The organism is Phaeovulum sp., assembly GCF_041596715.1.
Taxonomy (GTDB): Bacteria; Pseudomonadota; Alphaproteobacteria; order Rhodobacterales; family Rhodobacteraceae; genus UBA6213.
Genome location: NZ_JBFHIA010000114.1, coordinates 1 through 9,322 on the forward strand (window position 1 = coordinate 1; position 9,322 = coordinate 9,322).

Sequence of the window (9,322 nt, forward strand, 5' to 3'; positions counted from 1 at the left end):
GTATTCAACGTGCGCGGTCGAAATCGTGATCCCGCGCGCCTTCTCTTCAGGCGCCGCGTCAATCGCGTCATACGCCTTGAAGTCGCCAAAATACTTCGTGATCGCCGCCGTCAGCGTCGTCTTGCCGTGGTCAACGTGGCCGATCGTGCCAATGTTGATATGCGGTTTGTTACGTTCAAACTTTGCCTTTGCCATCGCGGCGCCTCGTGCGTAGGGGGGCCTTACGCGGCCCGGTGGAAACTTGCGCGCTTCCCTATTGGGAAAGCGGGGGAAAATCAAGCCCGCTTAAGCCCGTGCGCGGGGCTCAGCTAAAGCGGTTGTCGCGTGGAAAACCGCGCGGCGCCATGCGGCCTGCAGAGGCGCGTTTGGCCAGCCACTCGGTCAGATCGCTTTCGGTGCGGGTGCGCCCGGCCGGATCTTTCCAGGTCAGCCCGTCCGACAGCTGGAAGGTCGTGGCGTCATTCAGCCCGCCATCCTTATACTTTTGCAGCCGAACGCCCTTGCCGCGCGTCATTTCTGGCAGTTCGGCCAGCGGGAACACCAGCAGTTTGCGGTTTTCGCCCACCACCGCCACGGTATCGCCGGCAACTTTGCGACATACCCGCAGGCGCGCAGTGCCGGAAAGATTCTGTATCTGCTTGCCCGCACGGGTCTGGGCCAGCAATTCTTCCGAACTGACCACGAATCCGTCACCCTCGGATGACGCCACCAAAAACTTTTCGCCTGCGCGGAACAGCATGATCTCGACGATCTCTGCCTCATTCGGCAGATCGAGCATCAGCCGCAGCGGCTCGCCCATACCGCGCCCGCCGGGTAGGTTGGCACCGGTCAGGGTAAAGAACCGCCCGTTCGAGGCCGCCAGCAGGATGCGGTCGGTGGTTTCGGCCAGTAGCGTGAAATGCGCCTCGTCCCCGTCTTTGAACTTTACTTCGGCACCGTTGGCCTGATGGCCTTTCATCGCCCGCACCCAACCCATTTTGGAAAGGATCACGGTGATCGGCTCGCGTTCGATCATAGCTTCCAGCGGCACTTCGGCCACCTCGCCCGCCTCGGCAAAACTGGTGCGCCGCGCGCCGCCGGGGGCGCTTTTGCCGAAGGTCTTGCGCACTTCGTCCAACTCGGCCGCAATCGCCTTCCATTGCGCGGCGATGCTGCCCAGCAGATCGTCAAGCCCGGCACGTTCGACCATCAGCGCATCGCGTTCGCGCCGAAGCTCCATTTCCTCAAGCTTGCGCAGATTGCGCAGCCGCATGTTGAGGATCGCCTCAGCCTGCACATCGGAAAGCTCAAACTCGGCAATCAACACCGCTTTCGGCTCTTCCTCGTAGCGGATGATGGCGATCACCCGGTCGAGATTGAGATAGGCGATGATATAGCCTTCAAGCACCTCAAGCCGCGCGTCGATCCGGTCGATCCGATGCTGGCTGCGGCGTTGAAGTACCGTGCGGCGATGGTCAAGAAAGGCGCCCAGCACCTCTTTGAGGCTGCAAACCTTGGGCACGCGCCCGTCGATCAGCACGTTCATGTTGAGCGAAAAGCGGTTTTCGAGGTCGGAACTGCGAAACAGCATTCCCATCAGCATTTCCGGGTCCACGGTGCGGGCGCGGGGCTCCAGAACGATGCGGATATCTTCGGCGGATTCGTCACGCACATCGGCGAGCGCGGGCACCTTTTTGGTCTGAATCAGTTCGGCCAGCCGCTCGATCAGTTTGGACTTCTGCACCTGAAACGGGATTTCGGTCACGACAATCTGCCAAGTGCCGCGGCCAAGGTCTTCTACAGACCAGCGCGCGCGCAGGCGGAAAGACCCGCGGCCAGTGCGGTAGGCTTCAAGGATGTTGTCACGCGGTTCCACCAACACGCCGCCGGTCGGAAAATCGGGGCCGGGCACCAGTGCCACCAGCGCTTCGTCCGAAGTTTCGGGGGCTTGGATCAGTTGCAGACACGCCGCGATCAACTCATCGAGGTTATGCGGAGGAATATTGGTGGCCATGCCCACCGCAATGCCGCTGGAACCATTTGCCAAAAGGTTTGGAAACGCGGCCGGTAGCACCACCGGCTCTTCCAGCGTGCCATCGTAGTTGGGTCGAAAATCGACAGCGTTTTCGGCCAGCCCCGCCAACAATGCCTCGGAGGCGGCAGTCAGCCGGGCTTCGGTGTATCGGGCGGCAGCCGGATTATCGCCGTCGATATTGCCAAAGTTGCCCTGCCCATCGACCAGCGGATAGCGCATGTTGAAATCTTGCGCGAGCCGCGCCATCGCGTCGTAAATCGCGGCGTCGCCGTGCGGGTGATAGTTGCCCATCACGTCGCCCGAAATCTTGGCCGATTTGCGAAAACCCCCGGTCGGCGACAGCTTCAACTCTCGCATCGCGAAAAGGATGCGCCGATGAACAGGCTTCAGGCCATCGCGCGCATCGGGCAAAGCGCGGTGCATGATGGTCGATAGCGCATAGGTCAAATACCGCTCGCCGATCGCGCGGCTTAGCGGTTCGGAATGGTCGCTCGATACAGGAAGGTCGTTCGGCTCGCTCATGCTGCCGTGATTAAAGCGCCCGCGCGGGCGGGTCCAGCGCGATTTGCCACAAGGTGTGGTTGCAGCAAAGCGCGAAACACCCTAGCCCTGCGAAAAACAAGGAGCGCGAATGAAATCGGTTCTAATCACTGGCTGTTCTTCGGGCATCGGCTATGACGCAGCACACGGGCTGAAGCGCGCAGGCTGGCGCGTATTTGCCACCTGCCGCGCCGAAGCCGATTGCGAGCGGTTGCGCGCCGAGGGGCTGGAAAGCTTCGTGCTAGATGTAACCGACAGCGACAGCATCGACGCCGCCATGGCGGAAACGCTGCGGCGAACAGGCGGCACGCTTGATGCGCTTTACAACAACGCGGCCTTCGCCTGCCCCGGCGCGGTCGAAGACCTGCCAAGCGGCGCGTTGCGCGCGATTTTCGAGACAAACCTGTTCGGGCTGCACGAACTGACTATCCGCGTCATCCCAATAATGCGCGCGCAGGGGCACGGGCGAATCGTCAACTGCTCCTCGGTGCTTGGCCTTGTCGGTATCCGCTGGCGCGGGGCCTATGCCGCATCGAAGTTCGCGCTAGAAGGGCTGACAGACGTGCTGCGGCTGGAAATGGCCGATGCCGCGATCAAGGTGGTGCTGATCGAACCGGGGCCGATCGCCAGCCGCATCCGCGCAAACTCCATTCCGCATTTCGAACGCTGGGTGAACTGGCGCGATTCACCGCGACGCGCGCAGTATGAGAAATCGCTGCTCAAAAGGCTTTACGAAGGCGGTGCGCCAGACCGTTGGCAGTTACCGCCCGCGGCGGTCACCGCAAAGCTGCGGCATGCGCTGGAAAGCCCGAACCCGAAACCCCGCTACTACGTCACCACGCCGACTTGGGTTTCGGGCATCGCGCGGCGCTTGCTTTCTACGCGGATGCTCGACCGGCTGGTGGGGCGCTGAAAAAAGTTCGCAATTCGCCGTGGCGGCGTTACATCTGAAGCAAGATATCGGGGGAACCTATGCAGTTCGGTCTGGTCGAAATCATTGCCGCAATCGCGGTGCTCGTGGTCGTGGGAACGCTGGTGATGGGGTTGGGCGGATTTGCCCGCAGCGCCGACCCAAAAACCGCCAACCGTCGCATGTGGTGGCGCGTCGGCGCACAGGCCGTGGCGCTGGTGCTGATCGTGTTGACTGTCTGGCTGCGCGGAAGGGGATGACATGGTCGTTTTGAACCGCATCTACACACGCACGGGCGATGCCGGCGAAACCGCGCTTTCCAACGGCGCGCGGGTTGCCAAACATTCGCCGCGCGTTACCGCCTATGGCACGGTCGATGAAACCAACGCGACGCTTGGTCTGGCGCGGCTGCACGCCGCAGGCGAAATGGATGCGCAACTGGCACGCATTCAGAACGACCTCTTCGACCTCGGCGCAGATCTTGCCCGCCCCGATATGGAACGCGACGATGAGGCGGGTTACCCGGTGCTGCGCATGAGCGCGGCACAGGTTGACCGGCTTGAGGTCGAGATTGACGCGATGATTGCGCGTCTTGAACCCCTGCGCAGCTTCATCCTGCCCGGCGGAAGCGCGCTTGCCGCGCATCTGCACCTCTGCCGTACCGTGGCGCGGCGCGCCGAACGTTGCACGGTAGAACTGGCGGCAGTGGAACCGGTGAACGAAGCTGCCGTGAAATACCTCAATCGCCTTTCTGACTGGCTTTTTGTCGCTGCCCGCATTGCCAACAACGATGGGCGTGACGATGTACTCTGGGTGCCGGGCGCAAACCGTTAGCGCCACCGCCTCGAAACGTGACGTTCGCGGACCCAGCGCGGCGTTTTTAAGCTGTTCCTGCACAAGCTGAGCAGGTAACAAAATTACCAAATGCCGGTTTCGCTGCCCCTAAAGGGTGGCTGCAATCAAAGGAGACCCCCGCCGATGAAGGTTCTGGTGCCCGTAAAGCGCGTCATCGACTACAACGTGAAGGTCCGCGTCAAAGCGGACGGCACAGGTGTCGATCTGGCCAATGTCAAAATGTCGATGAACCCTTTCGACGAAATCGCCGTGGAAGAAGCCATCCGCCTGAAGGAAAAGGGGCTCGCTGACGAGGTCGTCGTGGTCTCGATCGGCGTGAAACAGGCGCAGGAAACGCTGCGCACCGCGCTTGCCATGGGTGCCGACCGCGCCATTCTCATTCAGGCAGCGGATAATGTGCATCAGGATATCGAGCCGCTGGCGGTGGCCAAATTGCTTGCCGCCGTGGTGCGGGAAGAAGAACCGGGGCTGGTGATTGCCGGCAAACAAGCAATCGACAATGACATGAACGCCACCGGCCAGATGCTGGCCGCACTGCTTGGCTGGAGCCAAGCTGCCTTCGCCAGCGAAATCACGATCGAGGGCGACAAGGCCACGGTCACGCGCGAAGTCGATGGCGGCTTGCAGACGATTTCGGTCAAGCTGCCGGCAATTATCACCGCCGACCTGCGCCTGAACGAACCGCGCTATGCGAGCCTGCCAAACATCATGAAGGCAAAGAAAAAGCAGCTCGACGAAAAAACTGCCGCTGATTACGGGGTCGATGTGACCCCGCGCCTGACGATCGTGAAAACGACCGAACCCGCGGGCCGCAAAGCTGGGGTCAAGGTCGATTCTGTCGAGGCGCTGATTGCCAAACTCAAAGACGAAGCGGGGGTGCTCTGATGGCCGTTCTTCTTTTAGCTGATGTGAATGACGGTGTGCTGGCGACTGATTCCGTCGGCAAGGCCCTGACCGCGATCGCGTCCTTGGGCGAGGTGCATGTGCTGGTCGCAGGCAAGGGCGGCGACGATGCCGCCAAGGCCGCGGCCAAACTTGACGGCGTGGCCAAGGTGCTGTTCGCCGATGACCACGCCTATTGCCACGGCATGGCCGAATCCAACGCGGCGCTCGTGGCGGGGCTAGCCAAGTCCTATTCGCATATCTGCGGGGCGGCGACGGCCTTCAACAAGAACGTGCTGCCGCGCGTGGCCGCCTTGCTGGATGTGATGGTGCTGTCCGAAGTGACCGCGGTGATTGACGCCGATACCTTTGAGCGCCCGATCTATGCTGGCAATGCCATCCAAACCGTGAAATCGGGCGATAAAATCAAGGTCTTCACCATCCGCACCGCAAGCTTTGCCGCTGTGGGCGAAAGCGGTAGCGCCAAGGTCGAAAAGATTGACGGGCCGGGCGACGCCGGGCTTGCGACTTGGGTTGAAGACAAGGTCGCAGCCTCTGACCGCCCGGAACTGACCTCGGCCAAGGTTGTGGTCTCGGGTGGCCGCGGAGTCGGATCGGAAAAAAGCTTCGCGCTTATCGTCGACCTTGCCGACAAACTTGGTGCAGCGGTCGGTGCCAGCCGCGCCGCTGTCGATTCAGGCTATGCGCCGAACGACTGGCAGGTGGGCCAAACCGGCAAGGTCGTGGCACCGCAGCTTTACATTGCCGTGGGTATTTCGGGTGCCATCCAGCACCTTGCGGGGATGAAGGATTCCAAGGTCATCGTGGCAATCAACAAGGACGAGGAAGCACCGATCTTCCAAGTCGCGGACTACGGCCTTGTCGCAGACCTCTTCCAAGCCGTGCCGGAGCTGATCTCCAAACTCTAGGTCAGCCCAGACGGTCACGCGTGGACCAAGCGCCCGCGTCAAATAAACCACCCCAAAGGCCCGCCCCTCGGCGGGCCTTTGCTTTCAGATCATGCCCACCAGAGACCGCGCGACGGCATCTGCCACTTCGGCATGCACCATCGGGCCCGGCATCTCTGCGGCGGCGGGTTCTTCAAGCGGCCCAAACCACATGCCCGCGGTGCCTGCCATACGCGCTGTCATCGAAGGATCAACACGCAGCAACTCGCGCCCGTGCCCGGCAAGCGATGTGACCATCGCCGCATCCAGCGGCACCGGGTCGGTCACCGCACCCGGCCCATATGAGCCGATCCAAAGCAGCACTACAGGCCCCCTGATCCGCCCCAGCAGCGCCAGCATACGCTCTTGCCACGTGGCGCGCAGACATGCGGCCAGTTGCCCAAACCGCTCGGGAAAGCGATCAGCAAGCACAGTCAGCATGTGCCTCGTGAAATTGAACTCGGTAAAATCAACCTCGCGAAAGAGCGTATGCATCGCCACCGTGGCCCGTAGAAAACGGTCGTTGCGGCGCGGATGCACGGCATAGAACGGGTTGGTCAGATTCTGCGGTCCGCTCAACTGCACCACCGTCGCGCGGGCGGCATCAGCAATCGTGATGATATGCGGGTCTGACAAAAACAGATCGACCCCGGCGTTCACGCTGCTGAAATTGGCCACAGGCAGGCCCAGCCGTTCCTCGACCAATTGCGGCCATGGCCGGGCGACGAACTTGCCATAGGTTTCGGTTCCGCCAAGCGCTGCGATATAGGGCCCGGTCAGCCGCCGGCGGGGACCGCGGCATCGCAGCTTTGATTTGCCATAACGACAAATACAATAATCAAGGGCACCCCCGCCCGGATGCACATAAGCCATAGTCCCACCCATAGTTTCGACTCACCCGCGCCCAGACTGCGCCGCAAGACTTGCCAAAGACCTAAAGTGACAATGCAAGCCATCCGCTTATGCCTTGCACCGGGCGGCGCGTGGCGCATAAGGTCTCTGCGCAAAATGACCCGGAGTGACGGCATGGAAATACAGTCGGTAGGCATCGTCGGCGCGGGCCAGATGGGCAATGGCATCGCGCATGTATTTGCGCTTGCAGGTTATGACGTGCTGATGAATGACATCAGCCAGCAAAGCCTAGACAAGGCGATGGCGCTGATCGACCGCAACATCGAACGCCAAGTCTCGCGCGGCAAGGTTACGGCCGACGCCAAGGCCGAGGCGATGGCCCGCATCACCACCACGCTGAAATTGGCCGATCTTGGCACATGTGATCTTATCATCGAAGCCGCGACCGAGCGTGAAACCGTCAAGAACGCCATTTTCGAAGACCTGCTGCCGCATCTGAAACCGCACACGATCCTGACCTCGAACACCTCGTCGATCTCGATCACCCGGCTTGCCAGCCGCACCGACCGGCCCGAGAAGTTCATGGGTTTCCACTTCATGAACCCGGTTCCGGTGATGCAACTGGTCGAACTGATCCGCGGTATCGCGACCGACAAGCCAACCTATGAGGCGTTGCTTGCTGTGGTGGAGCGGCTTGGCAAAACCGCCGCCAGCGCCGAAGACTTCCCGGCCTTCATTGTAAACCGCATCCTGATGCCGATGATCAACGAAGCGGTCTACACGCTTTACGAGGGCGTCGGTTCGGTCAAATCCATCGACGAGTCGCTGAAACTTGGTGCCAACCATCCGATGGGACCACTGGAACTGGCAGATTTCATCGGGCTCGATACCTGCCTTGCCATCATGAACGTGCTGCACGAAGGCTTGGCCGACACCAAATACCGCCCCTGCCCGTTGCTTACGAAATACGTCGAGGCGGGCTGGCTTGGCCGCAAGACCGGGCGTGGCTTTTATGACTACCGCGGCGATGTGCCGGTGCCCACGCGCTAAAGGCTACATGCCCTCGCCAAAGTAGTCGGCCACCAATGCGGCAAGAGCATCTGCCAGCTTTTCCGCCTCAGGGCCGGTGGCGGTCAGCGTGATGGTGCTGCCTTTGGCGGCGGCCAGCATCAGCAGGCCCATGATCGAATCGCCCGACGCCGTCTCGCCGTCTTTTTCAACTTGAGCGCGGGCATCGTGGGATTCGACCTGCTCGACGAACTTGGCCGAGGCGCGGGCGTGAAGGCCCTTTTCGTTGATGATGGTCAGCCGCCGTGTAACGCTCATTTGCCGTTCTGCCCGCCAGCGACATAGCTTGATATATATTTGCGCCCGGCGTCGAGTGCCGCCTGAACTGCCTCGTGCACCGAAAGGTGGCGCGATTTGGCCAGTTTGACCAGCAGCGGCAGGTTGGCACCGTAGACAATTTCGCGGTTTTCGCGCGCGCAGGCCATCAGGCTGAGGTTCGAGGGCGAGCCGCCGAAAAGATCGGTCACCACGACCACGCCCTTACCTGTATCAACCGCGTCGGCTGCGGCGCAGATTTCGGCCTGCTTGGCGGAACGGTCATGGTCTTCTTCGATCGCAATTGCGCGGATACCCGGTTGCGGGCCAACCACATGTTCAACCGCGGCGAGGTATTCGCGTGCCAGCCCGCCATGCGCCACGATCACGATGCCGATCATGCGACGCTTCCCACGCTTTCGCTGCCCGCCTTGCGTTCCAGCTCGCGGTGGCGCTTGACCACTTTCCAACCCGCCGCCGATAGCAGCGCGGCCATATATTCAGTTACCACGACCGAGCGGTGCTGCCCGCCGGTGCAGCCAAATCCAATCGCTATGTGGCTTTTGCCTTCACGCAGATGCTCTGGCAGCACAAACAGCAAAAGCGCCTCTAGCCGCTTGCAAAACTCGGCAAATCGCTGATCGGCCATGACATGCGCGGCCACCGCTTCGGAACGCCCGTCCAGCGCGCGCAGTTCCGGCACCCAGTGCGGGTTATCCAGCAGGCGGCAGTCGAACATCAGGTCAAGCCCGCGTGGCACCCCGCGTTTGTAGGAAAACGAGTTGAGCGAAACAACAAGCCCCGGCGCCGTACCCAGCGCGAACCAACGCCCGATTTCGGCTTTCAACTCATGCGGGCTCATCCCGGTGCTGTCGATCAGCACGTCCGCCCGCGCCCGGATCGGGGCCAGCATGTCGATTTCCAGCGCGACACCTTCTGCGGGTTCGGTGGTGGGCGAAAGCGGGTGGCGACGGCGGGTTTCGCGGTAGCGGCGCACCA

Annotated in this window: 12 protein-coding genes; 6 read left to right on the forward strand and 6 right to left on the reverse strand. The window is 61.6% G+C overall.

The genetic code is table 11. The features are described 5' to 3' along the window. Together ABY403_RS09260 and parC are read right to left on the reverse strand one after the other, a co-directional pair. Positions 1 to 195: GTP-binding protein (locus tag ABY403_RS09260; protein WP_372839872.1), on the reverse strand; the 195-nt coding region annotated here is incomplete at its 3' end. A gap of 109 nt (positions 196 to 304) precedes the next feature. Further along, complete coding sequence (parC, locus tag ABY403_RS09265; RefSeq protein WP_372840502.1) at positions 305 to 2,536, reverse strand: DNA topoisomerase IV subunit A; 2,232 nt, start codon at positions 2,534 to 2,536, stop codon at positions 305 to 307. A gap of 109 nt (positions 2,537 to 2,645) precedes the next feature. Here parC and ABY403_RS09270 point away from each other — a divergent pair, with 109 nt between their 5' ends. The 5 genes from ABY403_RS09270 to ABY403_RS09290 all read left to right on the forward strand — a co-directional run bounded on the left by ABY403_RS09270 (position 2,646) and on the right by ABY403_RS09290 (position 6,130). Further along, on the forward strand, positions 2,646 to 3,467 hold the full coding sequence (locus tag ABY403_RS09270; RefSeq protein WP_372840503.1) for an SDR family NAD(P)-dependent oxidoreductase: 822 nt from the start codon (positions 2,646 to 2,648) through the stop codon (positions 3,465 to 3,467). A gap of 59 nt (positions 3,468 to 3,526) precedes the next feature. Continuing rightward, on the forward strand, positions 3,527 to 3,724 hold the full coding sequence (locus tag ABY403_RS09275; protein WP_372840504.1) for a twin transmembrane helix small protein: 198 nt from the start codon (positions 3,527 to 3,529) through the stop codon (positions 3,722 to 3,724). Position 3,725: 1 nt separating this feature from the next. Beyond that, the gene (locus tag ABY403_RS09280; RefSeq protein WP_372840505.1) at positions 3,726 to 4,298 is read left to right on the forward strand and encodes a cob(I)yrinic acid a,c-diamide adenosyltransferase; all 573 of its coding nucleotides are present in this window, start codon (positions 3,726 to 3,728) and stop codon (positions 4,296 to 4,298) included. 144 nt (positions 4,299 to 4,442) lie between these two features. Beyond that, a complete protein-coding gene (locus ABY403_RS09285) occupies positions 4,443 to 5,204 on the forward strand; it encodes an electron transfer flavoprotein subunit beta/FixA family protein (protein WP_372840506.1) in 762 nt (253 codons plus the stop codon). Continuing rightward, a complete protein-coding gene (locus ABY403_RS09290; protein ID WP_372840507.1) occupies positions 5,204 to 6,130 on the forward strand; it encodes an FAD-binding protein in 927 nt (308 codons plus the stop codon). Before ABY403_RS09285 ends, ABY403_RS09290 begins: the two co-directional genes overlap by 1 nt. Positions 6,131 to 6,214: 84 nt before the next feature. Here the strand turns inward: ABY403_RS09290 and ABY403_RS09295 are convergent, their stop codons facing one another. Next, positions 6,215 to 7,021 carry a DUF6473 family protein gene (locus ABY403_RS09295; protein ID WP_372840508.1) on the reverse strand — a complete coding sequence of 269 codons (807 nt, stop codon included), beginning with the start codon at positions 7,019 to 7,021 and terminating at the stop codon, positions 6,215 to 6,217. Between the two features lie 153 nt (positions 7,022 to 7,174). On the opposite strand from ABY403_RS09295, the gene ABY403_RS09300 reads away from it, so the two are divergent. Next, a complete protein-coding gene (locus ABY403_RS09300) occupies positions 7,175 to 8,050 on the forward strand; it encodes a 3-hydroxybutyryl-CoA dehydrogenase (protein WP_372840510.1) in 876 nt (291 codons plus the stop codon). Between the two features lie 3 nt (positions 8,051 to 8,053). Here ABY403_RS09300 and ABY403_RS09305 read toward each other — a convergent pair whose 3' ends face one another. The 3 genes from ABY403_RS09305 to ABY403_RS09315 all read right to left on the reverse strand — a co-directional run. Next, positions 8,054 to 8,326 (reverse strand): HPr family phosphocarrier protein, encoded by a 273-nt coding sequence (locus ABY403_RS09305; protein WP_372840512.1) that lies wholly within the window; start codon positions 8,324 to 8,326, stop codon positions 8,054 to 8,056. After that, positions 8,323 to 8,724, reverse strand: coding sequence for a PTS sugar transporter subunit IIA (locus tag ABY403_RS09310; protein WP_372840513.1), 402 nt, complete (start codon positions 8,722 to 8,724; stop codon positions 8,323 to 8,325). Before ABY403_RS09310 ends, ABY403_RS09305 begins: the two co-directional genes overlap by 4 nt. Further along, positions 8,721 to 9,322: RNase adapter RapZ (locus ABY403_RS09315; protein ID WP_372840514.1), on the reverse strand; the 602-nt coding region annotated here is incomplete at its 5' end. The genes ABY403_RS09315 and ABY403_RS09310, both read right to left, overlap by 4 nt.

Coding starts and splice junctions, on each gene's coding strand:
- parC (WP_372840502.1), bottom strand. CDS start 2,536: ATGAGCGAGCCGAACGACCTTCCTGTATCGAGCGACCATTCCGAACCG.
- ABY403_RS09270 (WP_372840503.1), top strand. CDS start 2,646: ATGAAATCGGTTCTAATCACTGGCTGTTCTTCGGGCATCGGCTATGAC.
- ABY403_RS09275 (WP_372840504.1), top strand. CDS start 3,527: ATGCAGTTCGGTCTGGTCGAAATCATTGCCGCAATCGCGGTGCTCGTG.
- ABY403_RS09280 (WP_372840505.1), top strand. CDS start 3,726: ATGGTCGTTTTGAACCGCATCTACACACGCACGGGCGATGCCGGCGAA.
- ABY403_RS09285 (WP_372840506.1), top strand. CDS start 4,443: ATGAAGGTTCTGGTGCCCGTAAAGCGCGTCATCGACTACAACGTGAAG.
- ABY403_RS09290 (WP_372840507.1), top strand. CDS start 5,204: ATGGCCGTTCTTCTTTTAGCTGATGTGAATGACGGTGTGCTGGCGACT.
- ABY403_RS09295 (WP_372840508.1), bottom strand. CDS start 7,021: ATGGCTTATGTGCATCCGGGCGGGGGTGCCCTTGATTATTGTATTTGT.
- ABY403_RS09300 (WP_372840510.1), top strand. CDS start 7,175: ATGGAAATACAGTCGGTAGGCATCGTCGGCGCGGGCCAGATGGGCAAT.
- ABY403_RS09305 (WP_372840512.1), bottom strand. CDS start 8,326: ATGAGCGTTACACGGCGGCTGACCATCATCAACGAAAAGGGCCTTCAC.
- ABY403_RS09310 (WP_372840513.1), bottom strand. CDS start 8,724: ATGATCGGCATCGTGATCGTGGCGCATGGCGGGCTGGCACGCGAATAC.